Source organism: Streptomyces actinomycinicus, assembly GCF_016741775.1.
GTDB classification, from domain to species: Bacteria; Actinomycetota; Actinomycetes; order Streptomycetales; family Streptomycetaceae; genus Streptomyces; species Streptomyces actinomycinicus.
On record NZ_JAERRK010000003.1, the window covers coordinates 571165 to 594209 of the forward strand.

15 protein-coding genes are annotated in these 23045 nt (G+C 72.9%); 6 read left to right on the plus strand and 9 right to left on the minus strand.

Annotation, left to right across the window (positions count from 1 at the left end):
- Positions 1-34: 34 nt before the first annotated feature.
- Entirely contained in the window at positions 35-1561 is a 1527-nt protein-coding gene (locus JK359_RS09530) for an LCP family protein (protein WP_443729077.1), read from the minus strand.
- A gap of 128 nt (positions 1562-1689) precedes the next feature.
- Here JK359_RS09530 and JK359_RS09535 point away from each other — a divergent pair, with 128 nt between their 5' ends.
- On the plus strand, positions 1690-2718 hold the full coding sequence (locus tag JK359_RS09535) for a glycosyltransferase family 2 protein (protein ID WP_201833907.1): 1029 nt from the start codon (positions 1690-1692) through the stop codon (positions 2716-2718).
- Between the two features lie 217 nt (positions 2719-2935).
- Here JK359_RS09535 and JK359_RS09540 read toward each other — a convergent pair whose 3' ends face one another.
- From JK359_RS09540 to JK359_RS09555, 4 genes are all read right to left on the minus strand, one after another.
- Positions 2936-4594 carry an LCP family protein gene (locus JK359_RS09540; protein ID WP_236677487.1) on the minus strand — a complete coding sequence of 553 codons (1659 nt, stop codon included), beginning with the start codon at positions 4592-4594 and terminating at the stop codon, positions 2936-2938.
- A gap of 134 nt (positions 4595-4728) precedes the next feature.
- Complete coding sequence (locus JK359_RS09545) at positions 4729-6591, minus strand: LCP family protein (RefSeq protein ID WP_201833909.1); 1863 nt, start codon at positions 6589-6591, stop codon at positions 4729-4731.
- A 231-nt stretch (positions 6592-6822) separates the two neighbouring features.
- Positions 6823-8058: an LCP family protein gene (locus JK359_RS09550; RefSeq protein ID WP_307788026.1), complete on the minus strand. Its 1236-nt coding sequence runs from the start codon at positions 8056-8058 to the stop codon at positions 6823-6825.
- 312 nt (positions 8059-8370) lie between these two features.
- On the minus strand, positions 8371-9126 hold the full coding sequence (locus JK359_RS09555; RefSeq protein WP_201833912.1) for a TIGR03089 family protein: 756 nt from the start codon (positions 9124-9126) through the stop codon (positions 8371-8373).
- A gap of 111 nt (positions 9127-9237) precedes the next feature.
- On the opposite strand from JK359_RS09555, the gene JK359_RS09560 reads away from it, so the two are divergent.
- Both JK359_RS09560 and manB read left to right on the plus strand, forming a co-directional pair.
- Positions 9238-10797 carry a peptidoglycan recognition protein family protein gene (locus tag JK359_RS09560; RefSeq protein WP_201833914.1) on the plus strand — a complete coding sequence of 520 codons (1560 nt, stop codon included), beginning with the start codon at positions 9238-9240 and terminating at the stop codon, positions 10795-10797.
- Positions 10798-11025: 228 nt separating this feature from the next.
- Entirely contained in the window at positions 11026-12108 is a 1083-nt protein-coding gene (manB, locus tag JK359_RS09565; protein WP_201833916.1) for a mannose-1-phosphate guanylyltransferase, read from the plus strand.
- A 248-nt stretch (positions 12109-12356) separates the two neighbouring features.
- On the opposite strand, the gene JK359_RS09570 is transcribed toward manB, so the two are convergent.
- From JK359_RS09570 to JK359_RS09585, 4 genes are all read right to left on the minus strand, one after another.
- Positions 12357-13379: a DNA-3-methyladenine glycosylase family protein gene (locus JK359_RS09570; protein ID WP_201833918.1), complete on the minus strand. Its 1023-nt coding sequence runs from the start codon at positions 13377-13379 to the stop codon at positions 12357-12359.
- 246 nt (positions 13380-13625) lie between these two features.
- Entirely contained in the window at positions 13626-15146 is a 1521-nt protein-coding gene (locus tag JK359_RS09575) for a coenzyme F420-0:L-glutamate ligase (protein ID WP_201833920.1), read from the minus strand.
- A complete protein-coding gene (gene cofD, locus JK359_RS09580; protein WP_201833922.1) occupies positions 15143-16102 on the minus strand; it encodes a 2-phospho-L-lactate transferase in 960 nt (319 codons plus the stop codon). The genes JK359_RS09575 and cofD overlap by 4 nt, the downstream gene beginning before the upstream one ends.
- Positions 16103-16136: 34 nt before the next feature.
- Positions 16137-16631 carry a cysteine dioxygenase gene (locus tag JK359_RS09585; RefSeq protein WP_201833924.1) on the minus strand — a complete coding sequence of 165 codons (495 nt, stop codon included), beginning with the start codon at positions 16629-16631 and terminating at the stop codon, positions 16137-16139.
- A 677-nt stretch (positions 16632-17308) separates the two neighbouring features.
- Here JK359_RS09585 and JK359_RS09590 point away from each other — a divergent pair.
- From JK359_RS09590 to JK359_RS09600, 3 genes are all read left to right on the plus strand, one after another.
- Positions 17309-17572 carry a WhiB family transcriptional regulator gene (locus tag JK359_RS09590; RefSeq protein ID WP_003975777.1) on the plus strand — a complete coding sequence of 88 codons (264 nt, stop codon included), beginning with the start codon at positions 17309-17311 and terminating at the stop codon, positions 17570-17572.
- Positions 17573-17843: 271 nt separating this feature from the next.
- The gene (locus JK359_RS09595; protein WP_201833926.1) at positions 17844-21527 is read left to right on the plus strand and encodes a glycosyltransferase family 2 protein; all 3684 of its coding nucleotides are present in this window, start codon (positions 17844-17846) and stop codon (positions 21525-21527) included.
- Entirely contained in the window at positions 21524-23038 is a 1515-nt protein-coding gene (locus JK359_RS09600; protein ID WP_201833928.1) for a DUF5719 family protein, read from the plus strand. Before JK359_RS09595 ends, JK359_RS09600 begins: the two co-directional genes overlap by 4 nt.
- Positions 23039-23045: the final 7 nt, after the last annotated feature.

Consider the following 23045-nt stretch of genomic DNA (forward strand, 5'->3'; position numbering starts at 1 on the left):
CCAGTTCTCACACGGTCTCCGAACAGACCACTTCTCACGCGGTCTCCGAGCAGACCACCTCGTTGCCCCGCACCGCGCTCTGCTCCGGCTGCGCCGGATCCTCGAAGCGCACCTTCTTGACGTCCTTGAGGCCGGGCCCGGCGGTCACCCTCAGCAGCGGCCCCTGGCCCGGCACCGCGCGCAGTTCGCTGCCCGGGAGGGCCGCCGCCAGGGAACGGGCGGAGCGGTCCCAGCGGGGGTCGTAGGAGATCACCGTGTGCGCGACCCGGACGGGGGCGGTCGTCGGCTGGTGCGTGGTGGCGAAGCCGGTCGCGGCGAGCGCCGCGTCGAGCCGCTTGGCCAGCCCCGCCGTGCCGCTGCCGTTCTCCACCTGGACCCGGATCTGGTCCGGGGCCACCTCCACCGGCACCGCTGCCGGGGCGCGGCGCGGGCGGTCCTCGGTGAGCGGCTTGTCGTCGCGCAGCGCCTGGAAGAGTCCTGCCGCCCTCGTCTGGTCCCACTTCAGGGTCGAGCCGATGCCCTTGACCTGGTAGTTCATCTGCCCTACGGGGACGGTGGCGAACTCGGAGGACGACGGCGAGAAGGTCCGCATCGCGCGTCCGAGGTCGAGCAGCTCGTCGGTCCCGAAGCCCGCGTCGGCCCGGACCGAGCCGAGCACCGCCCGGGTGACGTCCCGGAACCGCATCGGGTTCAGCAGCACCCCCGAGGAGGTCGCCTTCTCGATCAGCGCGGCCAGGAACCGCTGCTGCCGCTTCATCCGGCCCAGGTCGCTGGCTCCGTCGAGGTGCCGGGCACGCACGTACTGCAGCGCCTGGCCGCCCTTGAGGGTGTGCGTGCCGGGCGCGAGGTCGAGCCCGGTGTACCGGTCCTTCAGCGGTGTCGGTGTGCACACCGTCACCCCGCCGAGCACGTCGACGGTCTTCATGAAGCTGGTGAAGTCGACCTCGAGATAGTGGTCGATCTTCACATGGGTCATGTTCTCGACCGTGCGGATGGTCAGCTGGGGCCCGCCCTCGGCGTAGGCCGCGTTGAGCTTGACCGGGTGCGGGCCGTGCCGCCGGCCGGAGTTCTGGTCGACGTGTGCGGGCATCTCGGCGTACGAGTCGCGCGGCAGGCTCACCACGCTGGCCCGGTCCCGGTCCTCCGCGATGTGCACGATCATCATCGTGTCGGTGCAGTGGCAGGGCTGCCCGCCCAGCCGGTAGGTGCGCCGGTCCTGCTCGCTGATCTCGTCGCGTCCGTCGGTGCCGACCAGCAGGACGTTCATGCCGTGGCCGGCCACGGGCCGGTTCTTCATGTCCTTGAAGGCGTCGACCCTGGTGATGCCCGCGTCCAGACTGCTGACGACCGCGTGCCCGATCCCGGCGGAGGCGAGCACCACGACCGACAGGGTGGTGACCGCCCGCATGGCCCAGCGTGGCCGGCGCGGCGGCCGGACGGACCGCACGGGCCGCGCGGGCGGACGCGGCACTCGGCGGGGCGGCTGCGGACGGCGCTGCGGACTGGGGGCTCCTCCCACGCTTCTGGCAGTGGGGGAGGGAGACCGAGGCGGGCTGGGCAAGGAGGACACCTCCGGACGAGGCCGTACGTGGGATCCGTGAGCACAGTAGGCCGATACGATCTCCAGCCCGCGCCGCAGGCCTGGCGGCGCGCACCCGTGTCCCCCGTTCGCGGTAACGTGAGGCCCCTATGAACGCCAAGCCCGACGTGCGGCTCCCCGCTGTATCCGTGATCATGCCCGTCCTCAATGAGGAACGGCATCTGCGCGGGGCCGTCCAAGCGATCCTCGCGCAGGAGTACGCCGGCGAGATGGAGGTCGTGATCGCCCTCGGTCCGTCCACGGACCGCACGGACGAGATCGCCGCCGAGCTGGTCCGTGAAGACCCGCGCGTGCACACCGTCCCCAACCCGACCGGCCGCACGCCCGCCGCGCTGAACGCGGCCATCAAGGCGTCCCGGCACCCCGTCGTGGTCCGCGTCGACGGTCACGGCATGCTGTCGCCGAACTACATCGCGACCGCCGTCCGGCTCCTGGAGGAGACCGGCGCGCAGAACGTCGGCGGCATCATGCACGCCGAGGGCGAGAACGACTGGGAACACGCGGTGGCCGCCGCGATGACCTCCAAGATCGGCGTCGGCAACGCGGCCTTCCACACCGGCGGTCAGGCCGGCCCCGCCGAGACGGTCTACCTGGGCGTCTTCCGCCGGGAGGCGCTGGAGCAGCAGGGCGGCTACAACGAGGAGTTCATCCGCGCCCAGGACTGGGAGCTGAACTTCCGGATCCGGGAGGCCGGCGGGCTCATCTGGTTCTCGCCGGAGCTGAAGGTGTCGTACCGGCCGCGGCCGAGCGTGCGGGCCCTCGCCAAGCAGTACAAGGACTACGGCCGCTGGCGGCACGTCGTCGCCCGCTACCACTCCGGCTCCATCAACCTGCGCTACCTCGCCCCGCCGACGGCGGTGTGCGCGATGGCGGCGGGGCTCGTCGTCGGCGCGGTGCTGACCCCGTGGGGCCTGGTGGTCCCGGGCGGCTACCTGGCCGCGATCGTCGCGGGCTCCGTCCCGGCCGGGAAGGGCCTGCCGCTGAAGGCGCGACTGCGGATACCGGTGGCCCTCACCACCATGCACATGTCCTGGGGCTGGGGCTTCCTGACCAGCCCGAAGTCGCTGGCGAAGCGGGTCATCGCCTCCCGCCGGCCGGCGGTCACGGACGCCGCCTGACGATGAAGGTCACGGACGCCGCCTGACGATGAAGGTCAAGGGCGCCGTCTGACGGTGAAGGTCACGGGCGCCGTCTGACGGTGACGGTCAAGGGCGCCGTCTGACGGTGACGGTCACGGGCGCCGCCTGACGGAGAACGGGCGTTGACTCCGCCCGCGGAAGCCCGAAGGGCCCCTCCTCGACGCGAGGAGGGGCCCTTTCCGTGCGGGCTACCGGACTACCACCGGTAGACGCTGTACACGTCCATGCACTTCGTGGTGTCCGAGCCGTTGACGGCGTCGGCGTTGGCGGGCAGGTCGCCGGCCTTCGGCTCGGACTTCTTCGGGTACTTCGCGCCGGTGCGCCAGTCCGCGCCGACCACGAGCGTGACCCCCGAGACACCGGTCGACTGCTGCACCTGGCTCATCGGGATGCCCAGCGCCTCGGCGACGGCCTGGGCGTCACCCGCCAGGTCCGCGCTCGGGTACCGCACCACCGTCTTGTCCTCGGCCAGGCTCCCCGAGGTGTCGGCCTGCGCCCGGGCGTAGCCCTTCTGCAGGAGGACCTGCCCGACCGCCGACGCCCGCTGCGGCACCGCGGCCTCGGTGGAAGTGCGGGTGGCGTTCTGCACCAGCACCCCGAGCCGGGCCGGGTCGAGCGAGGGCTTCTTGGCCGGCTTGTCCTTGCCCGCGTCCTTCTTCGCCCCCGGCTTCCCGCCGTTCTTGTCGAACGGCACGTCGTCCTGGAGCATCTGCCACATCTTGTCGGCGTTGGCCTCGTCCGGCACGACGTGGTTGCCGTTCTGCGGGTCCTTGACGTTGGGCATGGTCACCGAGGTGATGCGGTCCGCCGGCACCGACTTCATCTGCATGCCCAGGTCGTAGAGCTTCTTGACGGTGCCGATCTCCTCGGACACCTTCAGCGACTTGGTGGCCGCCTCGGCCAGGTCCATCAGCCGGCCGGTGTCGGTGAACACGTTCTGCTTCTTCAGCGTACGGATCATCGAGTTCAGGTACATGTGCTGGGCGCGGGCCCGCATCAGGTCGTCGCCCCAGGCGTGCCGGGTGCGCAGCCACTGCAGCGCCTGCTCGCCCTTCACGTTGGTGGTGCCCTTCTTCAGCTTCAGCCCCGAGCCGCCGGGCACGCTGGGCGTCGGGTGGTCCCACACGTTCTGGTTCACGCAGACGTCCACGCCGCCGATGGCGTCCGCCATGCGCACCACGCCCGCGAAGTCGATCGTCATCCAGTGGTCGATGTAGACCCCGGTGAGGTTCTCCCAGGTGAGCAGGGTGCAGCCGGCTCCGCCGCGGGCCAGGGTGACGTTGATGATGTCGTTCGTCTGCGGATACGTCTTGCCGGTCTCGGGGTCCTTGCACTCGGGGATGTGCACCCGGGTGTCCCGGGGGATGCTGACCATGGCGGCGCTCTTGCGGTCCGCCGAGAGGTGGATGAGCATCTGCACGTCCGCCAGCGGCGGGTCGCCGACGTGGTCCCTGCTGCCGCCGAGCTTCAGGTTCTCCTTGGAGTTCCGGCTGTCGGAGCCGATCAGCAGGATGTTCAGCGGGGTCTGGCCGGCCGCGTTCGGCGCGGTCCGGTGCGCCTTGGAGTCGTCGCCGTTGGCGCGCGCACCCTTCTGGATGTTGCCGTTGAGATGCTGGTAGTACAGGTATCCGGCGCCCGCGGTGCCCAGTATCACCACCGCCAGCACGGTCGCCGACCAGCGCAACGCGCGCCGTCTGCGCCGCCGCCGGTCGGTCTTCGCACCGCCTGCCCGCCGTGCGCCGCCGCGCCGGCCCGCACGCCCGCCGGAACGCGTCGGCGGCTCCGAAACCTTCGGCGTGAGGGACATCGTGTCCTCGACCGCCGGTGCCTCCCCGCGCACCTCGCTCTGCGCCAAACTCCTGCCCTCCCCACCCTTGCGCCAAGCAACGGGCCCGTCCCGCGTCCGGTTAGACGCACGACGGGCCCGTCGGGTTACCTACGAGCCCCGTCCCGCGTCCGGTTAGACGCACGACGGGCCCGTCGGGTTACCTACGAGGCGCACTTCACCTTGTCTGCCGTGGACTTGTCGACGTCCGGCGCCTTCGCCGGAGCCTTCAGGGAGATCCCCGCTCCCTTGAAGTCCTTGCCCAGGGTCAGCGTCATCGCCGGCAGCCCCTGGGAGTTCGTCACGCTCTTGCCCGGTTTCAGCGCGGCCCCGGACAGGCCCATGATCGCGGCCAGCCGACGGGCCTGGGCCGCCTGGTCGGGCGCGTACTCCAACGTGGTCCTGGCCAGTTCGGCCGGCGCGTTGCCGTCGTTCTCCGACTTGGTCACGCCCTGGTTGTTCTGCAGCCAGTTCAGCTCCCCCTGCGCGCTGCCGGACGCGGCCCCGCCATTGAGGATGCGCACCCGCACCTCGGAGGCCGGTGCCTGGGGGCCCTTCAGCCGGGCGGCCTGGGCGTCCTTCGCCGCCTTCTGCCTCTTCTTCACCTCACTGAAGGAGACGTCGTTCCGGATGGCGTCGAAGACCGCGGGCGCCTTCGCCTCGTCCAGGACCACGGTGGCCTTGACCTTCTCCGCCGGGTTGTCCTTGACCGGCACCGTCGTGAAGGTCAGGTTCTTCGGGTTGAGCTTGCCCAGCTCCAGACCGAGGTCCTTCAGCTTGCCGATGTCGTCGAGCTTGTCGTCCACGGTCAGCGCCTTGGTGCCCGCCTCGGCCAGCTTCAGCATCTTGGTCGGGCTGGTGAGCGTGGCGTTGCCCTTCAGCTTGCGCATCAGCGCACCCAGGAACTGCTGCTGCAGCCCGATCCGGCTCAGGTCGCCGCCGAAGCCGACGGAGTGCCGGGTGCGCACGAACGCGAGCGCCTGTTCACCGGAGATCTTGTGCGTGCCCTTGGACAGCTTCAGGTGGGAGTCCGGGTCGTCGATGTCCTTGGCCAGGCAGACGTCGACGCCGTCGACCGCCTCGGTCAGCGTCTTGACCGCGTTGAAGTCGGCGACCATGAAGTCGTCCGGCGTGATCCCGGTCAGCGCGGTGACCGTGCGCATCGTGCAGCTCGGCGTGCGGTCGTCCTGCCCGAGGCTCGTGTTGAAGCGGGCGCCGCGGGAGCCCGGGATGACCTTCTGGCTGCCGTCCTCCTGCGTGGTCGGGCAGTCCGGGACGTCCACGATCATGTCGCGCGGGATGCTCAGCGCGGTGGCGTTGGACCGGTCCTTGGAGAGGTGCAGCAGGATCGTGGTGTCGGCGTGCCCGACGCTGCCCGAGTCGCCGTAGCCCTCGTTGCCCTTCCCGGTGCGCTTGTCGGTGCCGATCAGCAGGATGTTGATCGCCTCGTCCTTGCGGAAGCCGCCGGTGCCGGCGCCGTCGTCGGACACGGAGGTGATGTTGTCGTTCAGGTGCTTGATGTACAGGTAGCCGGCGGCCGTGACGGCGACCAGCACGAAGGCCATGGACCCGCCGGTCCACAGCAGCACCTTCTTCGCCCGGGACTTCTTCTTCACCGGGCGCCGGGACGCACGCCGTCCCTGGGCCGTCTCCGGCTCGCCGCCCCGGCGCCGGGCCGAGCGCGGCGGCGGCACGTCGGCGCCGCGCGCCCGGGACGCCTGTCGGCCTTCCCCGGCCGCCTGCCGGGTCTCCCCGGACGTCCGGCGGGCTGCCCCCGCCGTCCGACGGGCTTCCCCCGCTGTCCGCCGGGTCTCCCCGACCGTCTGCCGGGTCTCCCCGGTCGTCTGCCGGGCACGCCCGCCCGACGCGCGAGCGCCGTCCCCGGGGGACGGTCTGCGCGGTCCGGGTACCGGCGGCTGCGCTGTGGAAGGGCTCAGTCGCAGTTCGTATTCGCCGGTGTTCGGATTGAGTACCCACTGGTCTGCGGGGTCGATGTTGTCCGCCCGCCCACGGCCTTGCGCGTCCACGGTTGTCCGAATCCTCCGTCGGGGCCACGCGGCGCCTTCCCCCTCCAAGGCGCTCGGGTCTCGGTGAAACAGTGCACGACCCCAGGTGGGACCTCGCGGCCAGGTGCACCGGATCGCTCACACTATCCGCCCAGTTCAGCCTTGAGCGACGCCGGTGACAAATTCGATGTGCCTACAACCGGGCAATCCGCCTCATATTCTGAACGAACTTCGCCGTACTTACCGTGTCCTTTACTCACAGGTGTGTTCGGCGGCGGTGTTCCCGCTGAACGTGGGGGCCGGCGAGGGCTCGCCCGTGCCGCCCCCTCCTGTGTCGTTCCCCGGAACTTCCTGTGAATTCTCCTGGGTGCCCCGGCTCTCCGCCGTCTGCTGGTCCTCCCGGACGTCCCGGGTGTCCCGGGTCACCGCCACCGGCTGGTCGGCCCGCAACCGGGCGAACAGCTTCTCGGCCTCGGGTTCCACGAGTTGGTCACGGTTGGCGTCGTAGACGTACGACTCCCTCGGCACCGTCAGGAACTGCACATGTTCCGTGGGGATGTCACGCAGCCCGCGCACCAACTGGTACAAGCCGCCCAGACTCGCCAGTTCCGGATCGGTGGTCAGCGAGGAGGTCGCCGCGTCCAGCACCGGATACAGCTTCACCGGGTTCAGCAGGACGTCGTTGCTCTGCACCTTGTTGACGAGCGCGCCGAGGAACCGCTGCTGCCGCTCCATGCGTTCGGTGTCGCTGCCGTTGCCGAGCGACTTGCGCGCCCGCACGTACCCGAGCGCCTGCTCCCCGTCGAGGGTGACCTTTCCCGCGGGCAGCTTCAGTTTCGCCGCTTTGTCGTCGACGGGCTCCTTCAGGCAGATCTCGACGCCGTCGACGGCGTCCACCATCTCCTTGAACCCGCTGAAGTCCACGACCATGTGGTGGTCGACGCGGATGTCCGTCAGCTTCTCGACGGTCCGGATCGTGCACGCCGAACCGCCCACCTGGAAGGCGTGGTTGAACATCGCGAACACCGGGTCGCTGCGTCTGCCGTCCGCCTGCCGGCAGTCCGGGATGTCCACCATCAGGTCCCGGGGCAGCGAGACGGCGGTGGCGCTGCGCCGGTCGGCGGCCAGGTGCAGCAGGATCGCCGTGTCCGACCGCTCGCTGCCGAGGTCCTTGCCGTACTTGCGGTTGCCGTCCCCGGCCCGGGTGTCGGAGCCGATCAGCAGGATGTTCTGTGCGTCCCGCACCAGCGCGGTGGGCCGCTCCCGCTCGTACCGGGCGAGTTCGGCGGCCGCGGCCTCGTCGGCGGTGATGTTGGCGCTGAGTTTGGCGTAGACGGCCCAGCCGGCCCCGGAGGCCACGACGAGGAGCCCGGCCGCCGCCAGCGCCGTACCTCTGGCCCACCGCCGACGCCGCCGGCGTACGAGCCCTTCCCCGGTGGCCGAGGATCCGGCACCGGTGCCCAGGGGGTTGCCTGCGGTGTCGCGCACGTCCGGTCCACCCCTCCATGGCGTACGAGCGTCACGTCCTGCTCCTACGACCATGGCGGGGCGGGAGCCGGGCGGCGCCCTGTGTTACTCCGTCGGAGTGAACGGCGGGACCGGCCGCACCGCCGCCGGCGGGCCGGCCGCACGGACCACGGCCGCCCCCGGGGGTGGCCGTGGGACGGCTGCCGCGGGGGTGGCCGTGGGACGGCTGCCGCCGGGGTGTCCGTGGGACGGCTGCCGCCGGGGTGTCCGTGGGACGGCTGCCGTGCGGGTGGCTGCGGGACGGCCGCCCGGGGGTGGGCCGTGTGGGCGGTCCTACCGCCTCACCGCGGTCACACGCTCGCTCTCGATCCGCTTGGCCAGGCCCTCCTCGTCCAGCCGTTCCAGATTCCGGCACAGCACCACGGAACCGCCGACGGCCAGCGGCGAGAACAACCCCGCGCTCAGCCCCTCCCAGGTGTCGTACGACAGCCCCGACAGCAGCCTCGAGCCGGGTCCCGTCAGATCCAGCGCGGATGCCTCCGCCCCCGCCCGCTCGACCACCTCCGCCGCGCTGAACTCCCGCCCGGCGACGATCAGCGCGGGACCCTCGGGGTCCACGGGGGCGAACGGCGCGAACCGGTCGCCCTGCCCCGGCACCTCCACGGCGTAGTCGACGAACCCGGCCGGGGTCTGCGGGAAACGCCCGCCCAACGGCCGCAGCGCCAGGGCCACTCGCTCACCGGTGCAGGCGAGCGCGGCGTCGAGCGAGTCCGGCCCGCTGACGACGACGTCGGCCGCGGCCGGGTCCCCGGCGACGTCGGCGACCGCACCCACCGAGGAACAGGCCAGCAGCCACACCGCCGTCTGCCAGTGCGCCGGCAGCAGCAGCGCGACCCGGTCACCGGGCTCCACGGACAGGTCGCCCTGCAGGAGGTTGGCGGTCTTGGCCACCCAATTGGCGAAGGTGGCCACGGACAGTTCGACGCGCTCGCCCGTGGCGTCGTCGTAGAAGGTCACCAGCGGGCGGCCGGGGTCCGCGGCGAGCGCGGAAGTCAGCAGGTCGGCAGGGGTGCGATCGGTGGCGTTCACCCGGGAAAGGGTACGCGCGGGCGGGCCCGCGTACCGGGCGGTGCGGCCACCGGTTCGGCGGAACGGCTGCCGACGGGCCGTCAGTTCCCCGATGGACAGATTTGTACGACTATGTCAAAGATCATGCACATGCGTGGATTCCTGACTTCCTCCCCTGGCGTCTCCCGGCTCGCGGCCTGCTCGATCGGTGTCGCCTGTGCAGCGGTCGTCACGCTCGTCCCGGCGGCTCCTGCGGCGGCCGAGGACGCGGTGGCGGGCAGCACCCGGTCCCTCCCGCTGGTCCCGCTGTCCCGCGAGCGCGTCGGTGGCGTGGCTCCGCAGCAGGGGCTGTACCGCGCGGACCTCGGCCGTTTCGCGCTGGTCGGTGTGGTCTGGGACGACCCGGACGCCGAGCTGCACGGGCAGGTACAGGTGCGCACCCGGTCCGCCGCGACGGGGGAGTGGTCCGGCTGGCAGGACGTCGAGACGCACAACGCCGACCACGGTGCCGACCACGGCACGGCGGAGCGCTCGTCGCGCCGGCTACGCGGGGCCACCGCGCCCCTGTGGGTGGGCGAGTCGGACGGCGTGGACGTACGGGTGCGGGCGGGGAGCGGCAGTGGTGCGGCGGGGCAGGGCGGCGCGGACGGCGCGGGGCGTACCGGTGGTGCGGGGCGCACGGGCGGCGGGGGCGGTGGTGCGGGGCGCACGGGCGTCGGAGGCGGTGGTGCGGGGGAGACGTGGTCCGCCCTGCCGTCGGGGCTGCGGGTGGAGCTGGTGGATCCCGGGGACGAGCCGGAGGAGGACGACGGGTCCGGCGAGGCGCAGGCCGGCACGGGCGACGCGGCCGGTGAGGCGGGGAAGGGCGACGGATCCGGCGCGGCCGGGGCCGCGGCGGGCGAGTCGCCGCCGCAGGACACGCCGGCCGACGAGCCCCTTACCGCGCTGGACACGGAAGCAGCGATCGCCGCTTCGGCCGCCAACTCCGACATCTCCGTCTTCGGCGCCACCGCGATCCCCGCGCTGAGCCAGCGGGACACCGAACTGGAACTGGCCCGTCTCGAGGGGGCCGCGCGGGTGAAGCCGTACATCGGACCGCGTCCGCGGATCGTCACGCGCCGGGGCTGGGGCGCGGACGAGTCACTGCGCGAACGCGGCTTCGTCTACACGAAGAAGGTCAAGGCGGCCTTCGTCCACCACACGGCATCGGGCAACAAATACACCTGCGCCCAGGCCCCCTCCGTCATCCGCAGTATCTACCGCTACCACGTCAAGAGCATGGGCTGGCGGGACGTCGGCTACAACTTCCTCGTCGACAAATGCGGAACCATCTACGAGGGGCGCGCCGGTGGCGTGACCAAGGCTGTGCTCGGCGCGCACACGCTCGGCTTCAACACCAACAGCATGGGTATCGCCGTGATCGGCACGTACAGCTCGACCAAGCCGTCGAGCGCCGCGGTGAAGGCCGTCGCCCAACTCACCGCGTGGAAGCTCGGGCTCTTCGGGGCCGATCCGAAAGGAAAGACATATCTCACGTCGGGCGGTGGCAATCTCTACCCCAAGGGGAAGAACGTACGACTGAACGTGATCTCCGGCCATCGGGACGGGTTTGCCACCGAGTGCCCCGGAAAGCGGATCTACGCCAAGTTGGGTACGGTCCGTTCCACCGCGGCGCGTTATCAGGGGCGCTGAGGCCGGGGGCCGCGTGCACCGCCGTCGGGGGACGGGTGGGACGGCTCGGGGGGACGGGCGGAGCCGGCCGGGGGGCCGGTTCCGGGGCGGTCGGGGGAAACCGCGTGCCGATCTCGCGGGACACCGCGCGGCCATCGAAGGCGTCGTCGCACGGTCTGCATACACTGACCGGCCGAAACGAGAGTCCACAGTGGTTCGGCCGGTCCCGGCAGGAAGCAGAGACGACAGGTGACAGAAGCGATCCTCCTGGTCGGCGGCAAAGGCACCCGGCTGCGGCCGCTCACGGTGCACACACCCAAGCCGATGGTCCCGGCCGCCGGGGTGCCGTTCCTGACCCACCAGCTGGCGCGGGCGCGGGCGGCGGGCGTCGAGCACATCGTCCTCGCCACCAGCTATCTGGCCGAGGTCTTCGAGCCGTACTTCGGCGACGGGTCCGCGCTGGGCCTGCACCTGGAGTACGTGACGGAGGAGGAGCCCCTCGGCACGGGCGGCGCCATCCGCAACGTCGCCTCGCGCCTGCACTCCGGCCCCGACGAGCCGGTGCTGGTCTTCAACGGCGACATCCTGACGGGGCTGGACATCAGGGCGCTGGTCGACACCCACGAGTCCACGGGCGCCGATGTGTCGCTCCACCTGACGAAGGTGACGGACCCGCGCGCCTACGGTCTCGTCCCCACCGACGACAGCGGCCGCGTCCTGGCCTTCCTGGAGAAGCCGCAGACGCCGGAGGAGATCGTCACCGACCAGATCAACGCCGGGGCGTACGTCTTCCGCCGCTCGGTCATCGACGCCATCCCGGCGGGCCGCCCGGTCTCGGTCGAACGGGAGACGTTCCCGGGGCTGCTCGAGGCCGGGGCCCATCTGCAGGGCATGGTGGACTCCACCTACTGGCTGGACCTCGGCACCCCGGCCGCGTTCGTCCGCGGCTCCGCCGACCTGGTGCTCGGCCGCGCGCCGTCCCCGGCCGTCCCGGGCCGCTGCGGTGACCGCCTAGTGCTTCCCACGGCCACGGTGGCGCCGGACGCCAAGCTGACCGGCGGCACGGTGGTAGGTGAGGGCGCGTTCGTGGCGAAGGGCGCGCGCGTCTTCGGCTCGACCATCCTGCCCGGCGCCGTCATCGAACCCGGCGCCGTCATCACCGACTCCCTGATCGGCACCGGCGCCCGCGTTGGCGAACGCTCCGTGCTCACCGGCACGGTCATCGGCGACGGCGCGATCGTGGGCGCCGACAATGAGCTTCGCGCGGGCGTACGTGTGTGGTGCGACGCCCGCATCCCGGCGGGCGCGGTCCGCTTCTCCTCCGACCAGTAGCCGCCACGCCGCTGGCGCCCACGCCCCGGCCGCTACTTACCTAGCTGCGGGCAGTCGTGCCGCTGGGGCGGCACGGGTGGGCGCAGCGGCACCCGGCCGGCGCCGGTGAGCGTTCCTGCCCGCTGCTCCGCGAAGCGCCGCGCACCCGGCCGGCGCCGGTGAGCGTCCCCACCCGTCGTTCAGCGAAGCGCCACGGACCCGGCGGACGCCGGTGAGCGTTCCGGCCTGCTCCGCGAAGCGCCCCGCTCTCAGAGCAACCCGATGTCCACGCGCCGCATTTTCGGCGCCCTCCGCCCCGGCACGCTCCCACTCAGCAGGATCAACCGAGCCGCCCGATGCCGCTGCCCGGCATACGGCTCCAGCAAGCGCAGCATCTCCGTGTCGTCGGCGTCCCGGTCCCCCGCCAACGCCCACCCCACGATCCCCGGCAGGTGCAGATCCCCCACCGTCACCTCGTCCGCCGCCCCGTGACTCCGCTGCACGACCTCCGTCGACGTCCACGGCCCCACCCCCGGCACGACCTCCAACCGCGCCCGCGCCTCGGCCGCCGGCATCCCCACCGCCTGCTCCAGCCGCGCAGCGACCCGCACGGCCCGCAGGATCGTGGACGCCCGCTTGTCGTCGACCCCGGCCCGGTGCCACTCCCAGGAGGGAACCAGCGCCCAGGTCCGCGGCTCCGGCATCACCCACATCGGCCGTTCACCGACCCCCGCGGGCCCCGGCGCACGCTCCCCGAACTTCCGTACGAGCCGCCGCCACGCCCGGTACGCCTCGTCGGCGGTGACCTTCTGCTCCAGCACCGACGGGATCAACGACTCCAGCACCAGCCCGGTCCGCGTCAGCCGCAGCCCCGGCCGCCGGTGCCACGCCAGCGCCACCACCCGGTGCCGCGGTACGAACGCCCCGGGATCGTCGGCGGCACCGAGCAGGTCCGGCAACTGCTCCAGCAGCCACTCGGCCCCCGGCCCCCACGCCTCGCCGAGCAGCTCACCGCCGTACACGCGCACCCGCAGCGTGCCCGGCCCGGCGGGCGTACGGCAGGCACGCCACACGGAGCCGTCCGCCGTGGCCCGGAACGTCGGGTCCCCGGGTCCGCGCCGCAGTGGACCGAGAACCAGCCCGAGGTCGAGCGGCCCGTCCGGCACCCATCGCCGTACCCGCGCGGGTGCCGCCGCCTGCCGGGGTATCCCGGCCGCGGCCCCCGCGGGTACGGCGACGTGCCCGCCGCGCACGGTCGTACGCGTGGGCCGCTGGGGAAAACGTCCTGCCACGGATGAGTCCTAGGGGTTTCGATGCCGTCCTACGAGACTAGGCGGTCAAGGCGACCAGGTGCCCCGGACGAGCAGCCGCCGGTCCCGTTCGCCCCGGCCCGGCCCGGCCCCGTTCGCCCCGGCTCCGCTCGCCCTGGCCCGGCCTCGCTCACCCCGGCCCGGCCCCGTTCGCCCTGGCCGGGCCCCGCTCGCTCCGGCCGGCCCCCGGGCCGCCCCTCTCGGGGTCCGCTCTCACCGCACTACCTCTCACCGCACTGCCACGAACGTCTCCGTGTCCCGCCCCGGCCTCGGTCGCGGGTCCTCCGCCGGGCGGCCGACCGCCACCGCGCCCATGGGGTCCCAGTCCGCCGGCAGCTCCAGCACCTCGCGGACCACGTCCCGGCAGAACATCGTGGACGACACCCACGCCGAGCCGAGCCGCTCCCCGGCGAGCGCGACCAGCAGGTTCTGGACGCCCGCGCCCATGGCGACCACGAACATCTCCCGTTCGGCGCCGTCCCGCCGGGCGTCCCCGTAGGTGTGCGCACCGTCCATGACGAGGCAGGGCACGATCAGGTACGGCGCGTTGCGCAGTACGTCGCCGCGGCGGATCCGCTTCGCGATGGACTCCTCGGACTTGCCGTCCCGGCGCAGGTCGGCGATCCAGGCGTCGCGCATCGCGTCGAGCAGCCGTAGCCGCGACTCCTCCGACTCCAGCAGGACGAACCGCCACGGTGTGGTGTGGTGCGGTGCGGGTGCGGTCACCGCTGCGGCCACCGCGCGGCGGACGGCGCCGGGGTCCACCGGGTCCTCGGTGAAGGCCCGCACGGTGCGGCGCTGGGTCACCGCCTCCCGGACCGCCTCGGAGGTGCCGAGCCGGAACATGTCGTCGGCCGCTCTGCGCACCAGCACCCGCGCACCCTCGTCGCGCACCACGGCCCCGCTCGGCCGCCCGGCCTGGCCGCGTTTCACACCGTCGCCGTACTCCCCGGCCCCGCCGCGCTCCGAGCCCTCGCCGTACTCCCCGGCCCCGGTGCGTTCCGCGCCCTCGCCGGGTTTCCAGGTCCCATTGCGTTCCGCGACCCCGCCGTGTTCCCCCGCCCCGCCGTGCTGCGCCTCGGCGGCTCCGTCGGGCGTGCCGGTTTCGGGGTGCACCACGTGGGCGAGGCCGCGCAGTACGGCCACCGGACGGCCCGCCGCCTTGCCCTTGACCAGGTCTCCCGCGGCGGCCAGCTCGTCCGCCGTGGCGACGACGGTGGCGCTGAGCGGGTTGCCGTACGCGTCCGTGCCCCCGCGCAGGTCGTCCAGTACGCGCACTCCGGCGGCGCCGATCGCCACGTCCGTGAGCCCCGCGCGCCAGGGTCGCCCGAAGGTGTCGGTGACGACGACACCGACGTTGACGCCGAGGGCGGCGCGCAGGCCGGCGCGGATCGCGCGGGCGGACGCGTCGGGATCCTCGGGCAGCAACAGCACGGTCCCGGCCGGGGTGTTGGAGGCGTCGACGCCGGCCGCGGCCATGACCAGGCCCTGCCGGTTCTCGACGATGCGGAGCGTGCCGCGGCGGGCCACGACCCGGACCGTCTCGGCGTCGATCGCGGCCTCCCGGTCGGCCGCCCGGACGATCCGGCCCTCCGCCTTGGACACGATCTTGGAGGTGACGAGCAGCACGTCCCCATCGGCCAGGCCCGGCTCGGCGGCGGCGATCAGCTTGGCGAGGTCGTCGCCCGGCTGCACCTCGGGGATGCCCGGCAGGGCCCAGGCGGTGTACTGCGGGCGCTTCTCGCTCATGCTCCGCGCACCTCCTCGGCCAGGGCCAGTGCCTCCCGCGCCATCTGCGCGGTCGCGTCCAGATCGGACATCATCAGCGGTACGGCCCGGCAGCGGATGCCGTCCGCCTCGATCCGCTCGACCGCGCCGGCGTCCACCGTGTCGACCAGCCAGCCGTCCAGGAGTCCGGAGCCGTAGTGTTCGGCGACCGCGGCGGCCGTGGACTCCACGCCGACCGCGGCGAGCACCTTGTCGGCCATCCCGCGCACGGGCGCGTCCCCGACGATCGGGGACAGGCCGATCACGGGCACGCCCGCCTCGGCGACGGCCGCGCGGACGCCGGGGACGGCGAGGATCGTGCCGATGGACACGACCGGATTGGACGGCGGGAAGAGGACGACGTCCGCCTCGGCGATGGCCTCCAGGACGCCCGGGGCCGGCTTGGCCTGCTCGGCGCCGACCGGGACGACCGCGTGCGCCGGGACGGAGGCGCGCAGCTTCACCCAGTACTCCTGGAAGTGCACCGCCCTGCGCTCGCCGTCCAGTTCGACGGCCACGTGCGTCTCGACGCGGTCGTCGGTCATCGGGATCAGCTTCACGCCCGGCTTCCAGCGGTCGCACAGTGCCTCGGTGACCGCGCTCAGCGGGTATCCGGCGCCGAGCATCTGCGTCCGCACGATGTGCGTGGCGAAGTCCCGGTCGCCGAGGCCGAACCACTCCGGCCCGACCCCGTAGGCGGCCAGCTCCTCCTTCAGGCGGAAGGTCTCGTCGGCCCGCCCCCAGCCCTGCTCCTCGTTGATGCCGCCGCCCAGCGTGTACATGACCGTGTCCAGGTCCGGGCAGACCTTCAGCCCGAAGAGGTGGATGTCGTCGCCGGTGTTGCCGATGACCGTGACGTCCGCGTCCGGCACGGCCCGCTTCAGACCACGCAGGAAACGGGCACCGCCGATGCCGCCTGCCAGAACCACAATGCGCATGGCCCCAAGTCTTGCAGGCGGGGCCGACAACGCGTCAGGCAGTCACCGGACGCGCCTCGCAGCGCGGCGAGGTGTGCATCGGCATCTCGGTCAGGCCGGGGTGGTACACGTGCAGGCTGACCGCCGGCTCCAGCGCGTCGTTCACGACCTCGTGGACGTACCCGGGCGCGAACACCTTCTGCGCCCCGGCGTCCAGCGTGCGCGTGCCACGCTCCGTGTGTTCGGTGAGCGTGCCCTCCAGGACGGTGAGGACTCCGGAGGAGCGGCCGTGGTCGTGCCGTCCGCTGCCCTGCCCGGGCACCCAGGACAGCAGCCACACCTCGTAGCCCGGCCCGGTGCGCAGCCGGTGGTACCAGCGGGCGGTGGCGTCGTAGCGGACGAGGTGCGCCCACTGGGAGCGGTCGGCGGCGATCTCGCGGGCGAGACCCACGAACTCGGCCACGGTGACCGGGTGTTCGCGCGGCGGCTGGAGCAGGTGCGGTACTTCGAGGATGTCGCCGGCGATCTGGAGGTCGTTGTCGCTGTTCATCGGGGTGCGGTGGTCCTCGGCGGGAGAGTGGGGGGCTGAAGCTGGAACGACGCGTGCGGTCCGCCCGGGTCACGGGCGGGCGGGGCGCCCTGGGTGAGGGTTCACCGAAGGGGAGACGCGACCGAGCCGGTACGGACTCGGGAACAGCCGGAGCGGGCTTGGCTCAACAGCTGGAACAGCAACAACAGCAACAGCGCGCGCGGGCAGCACCGTGGGACCCGGCGGTGCGGGTCGAGGTGAGTGCCGAGTTCGCGAGCATGCCCACTAGGACATCGGCTCACACCCGCACTGTCAACTCGGTGCCCGGTATGTGGGACATGTTTCACCTCATCCGGTTCATCTGTCAGGTGAAAGGTTTGTTCACCCGGGTGCCGGGACACATGGGGCACATCCGAGCGCTCGGGGCTCGCGGAACGCGATCGAACGCGGAGGCGTCTTTCCCCGTACAGAGATCTGTACGAGGTTCGACCGCCCCGCGTCGGTCCGGCTGCGTGTCGAGGTTTATGGCGATTTGAACACTTTCCGCACGGCCTTGGTTCCGCAGAGTGAATAACGGGCTCAATAGCAGATCTCGGCTTGACTCGCCCGGAGCAGCACACTTGTAATTTCACTCGTGTCGTTCAGCCGGATCGGTAACGGCTACGCACGGGGACGTGAAAGACAGACGAGGGGCGCACATGACCGAGCTGGTGCAGCAACTGCTGGTCGACGACGCGGACGAGGAACTCGGCTGGCAGGAGCGCGCGCTGTGCGCCCAGACCGACCCCGAGTCCTTCTTCCCCGAGAAGGGCGGCTCCACCAGAGAGGCCAAGAAGGTCTGCCTCGCCTGTGAGGTCCGCTCCGAGTGCCTCGAGTACGCCCTCGCCAACGACGAGCGCTTCGGCATCTGGGGCGGCCTGTCCGAGCGCGAACGCCGCAGGCTCAAGAAGGCCGCCGTCTGAGAAGACCGCCACGGCCGCGCACGCACGGGTCCACGCGCGTACACGCCGTTACACGCGCGGGCACGCGCGCGCGTTCAGCACGAACACGAAAACGTCACGAACGGCCCGGCGCCGTGGGTTGTCCACAGGCGGCGGGCCGTCGTCATGGCCAGCCGATAGTGTGGGCGCTCGTCCGAGACGCCCCGCTGCCCCCTCGACGCGCTCGACGCGTTCGACGTACGAGGGGACACAGGCGTCCACCGCAGTCCATCGAACCGGGGCCCGTACCTCGATGTCCGTGCACAGCCATACGGCGGCCCAGCACAGCGCTGCCACACCTGAGTTCCCGCGTCATGTGGTGACCGCGGTCCTCGTCTCCCACGACGGCGCCCGCTGGCTGCCCGACGCGATCGCCGGGCTGCTCGGCCAGGAGCGCCCTGTCCAGTGCGCGGTGGCCGCCGACACCGGCAGCGCGGACGACTCCGCCCAGCTGCTCAGCGACGCCCTCGGCGACGCGGCCGTGCTGCACCTCGCCCGGCGCACCGGCTTCGGCCAGGCCGTGGAGGAGGCGAGCCGCACCGCGCCCGTCCTCACCCCGGACGACCTGCCGTACCTCAAGCGCCCCAGCGGCTGGGACCCCGTCACGCGCACCTGGCGCGACGACGCGTACGACCTGCCCGAACTGCCGCACGGCGAGCCCGTCCAGTGGCTCTGGCTGCTGCACGACGACTGCGCCCCCGAACCCGACGCCCTCGCCCAGATGCTCCGGGTCGTCGACAACGAACTCGAACTCGGCCGGGACGATGTGGCCGTCGTCGGCCCCAAGCTCCGCGGCTGGTACGACCGCCGCCAGCTGCTGGAGGTCGGCGTCTCCATCGCCAACTCCGGCCGCCGCTGGACCGGCCTGGACCGCCGCGAACAGGACCAGGGCCAGCACGACCACGTCCGCACCGTGCTGTCCGTCTCCACCGCCGGCATGCTCATCCGCCGCGACGTCTTCGAACAGCTCGGCGGCTTCGACCGCCGGCTGCCCCTGATGCGCGACGACGTCGACCTGTGCTGGCGCGCCCACACGGCCGGCCACCGGGTGCTGGTCGCCCCCGACGCCGTCGTCCGGCACGCCGAGGCCGCCTCCCGTGAGCGCCGCACGGTCGACTGCGCCGGCCGCACCAGCGCCTCCCCGCACAAGGTCGACAAGGCCGGCGCCGTCTACACCCTGCTCGTCAACACGCGTACCGCCGCGCTGCCCTGGGTGCTGCTGCGGCTCGTCCTCGGCACCGTCCTGCGCACCCTCGCCTACCTCGTCGGCAAGGTCCCCGGCCAGGCCGTCGACGAGATCCGCGGCCTGCTCAGCACCTTGCTGCGGCCCGAGCGGATCTTCGCCGCCCGGCGCCGCCGCGGCCCCGCCCAGGTCGACAAGGGCGAACTGCGCCAGCTGTTCCCGCCGCCCGGCGCCACCGTCCGGGCCACCGTGGAACAGTTCGCCGGCAACTTCACCAGCGGCACCGACACCGACACCTCCTCGGCCGGCCGGCACGGCGGCGCCGTGGAGTCCGGGCCCGGCGGCGACGACGCCGACTTCCTGGAAGTCGAGCAGTTCGCCCGGCTCAAGCGGATCGCCCGCAAACCCGGGCCGGTGCTCTTCCTCGCCCTGCTGCTCATCTCCCTCGTCGCCTGCCGCGCCCTGCTCGCCGGCGGCGCCCTCGCCGGCGGCGCCCTGCTGCCCGCCCCGGCCGGCGCCGGCGACCTGTGGTCCCGCTACCTGGACGCCTGGCACTCCGTGGGCGCCGGCGGCACCGCTGCCGCACCGCCCTACCTGGCGATCGTCGCGGCCCTCGCCTCGCTCCTGTTCGGCTCCACCGGCCTCGCCGTCACCGTCCTGCTGGTCTGCTCGGTGCCGCTCGCCGGCTGCACCGCCTACTTCGCCTCCCGGCCCCTCGTCACCTCCCGGCTGCTGCGCGCCTGGGCGGCCGTCGCGTACGCCTTCCTGCCCGCGACCACCGGCGCCCTGGCCGGCGGCCGCATCGGCACTGCCGCCCTCGCCGTCCTGCTGCCGCTCATCGCGCGCGCGGGCATCGCCGCGAGCGGCCTCGCGAACCGCACCGGCGCCCGCGGCAGCTGGCGCGCCGCCTGGGCGTACGCGCTGCTGCTGACGATCGCCACCGCGTTCACGCCGATCGTCTGGCCCCTCGCGCTGCTGCTCGGCCTCGGGGTCCTCGTGCTGCGCCGCGGCGACCTCATCGCCCACGGCCTGCGCTTCCTCGCCCAGCTCGGCACCCCGCTGCTGGTCCTCGCCCCCTGGTCGCTGACCCTGCTGCCGACCGGTTTCTTCCGGGAAGCCGGCCTGGAGTACGGCACCTCGGCCGCCTCCGCCCTCGACCTGCTCGGCGCCGCACCCGGCGGTCCCGGAACCGTGCACGGTCTGATGCTCATCGGCATCGTGCTCGCCGCGCTCGCCGCCCTGCTGCGCTCGGAACGGCAGCTCGGCATCCGCACCGCCTGGGCCGTCGCCCTCGCCGGCCTCGTCTTCGCGGTCCTGTCCAACAAGTCCGCCTGGGCCGGACCGGCCACCCTCGTCTACGGCATCGCCCTGCTGTCCGCCGCCGCGCTCGGCGCCGACGGGGCACGCGCGCGCGTGGCCGAGCAGAGCTTCGGCTGGCGCCAGCCCGTCGCCGCCCTGATCGCCTTCGCCGCGGCCGCCGGCCCGCTGCTCGTCGCCGCCGGCTGGATGATCCGCGGCGCCGACGGCCCCCTGGAGCGCCGTGACCCGGCCCAGGTGCCCGCGTTCGTCGCCGAGGACTCCATCGGCGGCGACCAGGCCCGCACCCTGGTCCTCGACAGCGACTCCACCGCGCGCGTGCGCTACTCCCTGGTCCGCGGCTCCGGAGCCCGCCTGGGAGACGCCGAACTCGCCGTCGCCGACGGTGACAACAGCCGCCTGGACCAAGTCGTCGCCCACCTCGTCGCCGGCTCCGGCGCCGACCAGGCGGGCGAACTCGGTGACTTCGCCGTGCGCTACGTCCTCATCCACCAGGGCGCCCCCCGCGACATCACCCGCATCCTCGACGCCACCCCCGGCCTGAGCCGGCTCAGCCAGCAGCACGGCAGCGCCCTGTGGCGCGTCGACCAGGAGGTCTCCCGCGCGGCCATCGTGCCCGCCTCGGGCTCCGGCAAGGCCCGGCCGGTGGCCGCGGGCCCGGTGGAGATCCACACCACGATCCCGTCCGGCCCGGGCAGCCGCGTCCTGCGGCTCGCCGACAGCGCCGCCGACGGCTGGACCGCCACCCTCGACGGCAAGCCGCTCACCCGCACCACGGTCGACGGCTGGGCCCAGGGTTTCCGGCTGCCTTCCACGGGCGGCAGGCTCGACGTCACCTACGACACTCCCCTCGTCCGCACCGCATGGCTCTGGGCCCAGGGCGCGCTCGCCGTCGTCCTGGTCGTCCTCGCCCTGCCCGGCCGGCGCCGGGACGTCGACGACGACCTCCCCGAGGAGCAGGCCGTGCCCGCCCAGGCCACCGCCGGCGAGGGCCGCCGCGCCCGCCGCCTGCGCGCCCAGGCCGAGGAACCGTCCCCCGAGGACCGGCCCGGCACCCCGCCGCTCCCCGAGCAGTCCCCGGCGGGCGTACCGCAGCAGCAGTCGTACGACGCGGGGGCCGCCCATGCGGAGGCAGCCCAGGACTGGGGGACCGACCCGGCGGCGTACGCGCAGGCGGGGTACGCCGGTTACGACGCGGACCCGTACCAGGCCGCGCCGTCGGGCTACGACCAGCAGACGTACCAGCAGGATCCGTACCAGACGGCCCAGTACGACCCGTACGTGTACACCGGCACCACCGACCAGCTGCCCTACGACCCGGCGGCCTACCAGCAGCAGGGCTACGACCCGGCGTACGACCCCGCCCACCAGGGCTACGACCCGGCCCAGCACCCCCACGGCACCGGCAGTGAGCGCCCCGACGGGAGCCAGCAGTGAACCGCACCACCCTGTCCCTGATCGCCGGCACCACCGCGCTGGCCGCCGTCACCGCGTTCGCCGCGTTCGACACACCGTCCGCGTCCGGTGCCGCCCCCGAGGCGGCCGCCCAGCTGCCCGTCGAGCGCACCAGCCTGCTGTGCCCGGCGCCGAGCACCTCGGACATCGCCGACACCTCGTACACGTCGTTCACGCCCGTCACCAAGGGCGCCGCGAGCAGCGGCAAGGCCCGGCTGGACGCGGCCACGGCACCGTCGGCGGAGGGAGCCGGCCGGCAGGACGGGGACGCCAAGGGCGGGAAGGACAAGAAGAAGGCCGGCCGGCCGGTGCTGACCCCGAAGGCTCCGGGCACGCCGGTCACCGGTGACACCTCCGGCGCCGACGCCCCCGCTCTCGTCGGCACCGCGGACGGCAGGTTCGCGCCCGGCTGGACCGTCCAGGAGACCACCGAGGTCGCCGTCGGCACCGGCCGTGGCCTCCAGGGCGTCAACTGCACCGGCGCGGACACCGAGTTCTGGTTCCCGGGCGCCAGTACGGCCACCGGCCGCACCGACTACGTCCACCTGACCAACCCCGACGACTCCGCCGCCGTCGTCGACATCGAGCTGTACGGCAAGGACGGCCCCGTCAAGTCCTCGCTGGGCGAGAACCTGACCGTCGACCCGCACGCGAGCGAGCCGGTCCTGCTCTCCACGCTCACCGACGAACGGCAGGCCGACCTCACCGTGCACGTCACCGTGCGCAGCGGGCGGGTCGGTGCGGCCGTGCAGGCCCTGGACGCCAGAACGGGCGGCGACTGGCTGGCCGCTGCCACCGACCCGGCCGGCAGCCTGGTCCTGCCCGGCATCCCGAAGGACGCCACCGACGTCCGCCTGATCGCCTTCACGCCCGCCGACGACGACGCCGACCTGAAGATCCGGCTGGCCTCGCCCGACGGCCTGATCACCCCGGCCGGCAACGAGACCCTGCACGTCAAGTCCCGTATGACCACGGCCGTCGACCTCGGCGACGTCACCCGCGGCGAGGCCGGCTCCCTCGTGCTCACCCCCAGTGACCGGACCGTCCCGGTCGTCGCGGCCCTGCGGGTCGTCCGGGGCAAGGGCGACAAGCAGGAGACGGCGTTCATCCCGGCCACCTCGGCCGTCGGTGCGCGCGCGACCTCGGCCGACAACAGCGCGAAGGGCTCGACCCTGGCCCTGACGGCCCCCACCGCCACCGCCACGGTCAAGGTCACCGCGTCGGCGGGCAGCGAGGGCGGAAGCCCGGTGACCAAGACCTACACGATCAAGTCCGGCACCACCCAGAACATCGCCGCCCCGGTCCCGTCGGGTCCGAAGGGCACCTACGCGCTCACCGTCGAGCCCGTCTCCGGCGGCCCCGTCTACGCCTCCCGCACCCTCGCCGCCACCGAGGGCGCCGTCCCGGCCTTCACCATCCAGACCCTGCCGGACGACCACGGAATGGTGGCGGTACCGGAGACGGACGAGGACCTGTCGATACTTCAGAAGTAGACGTCGG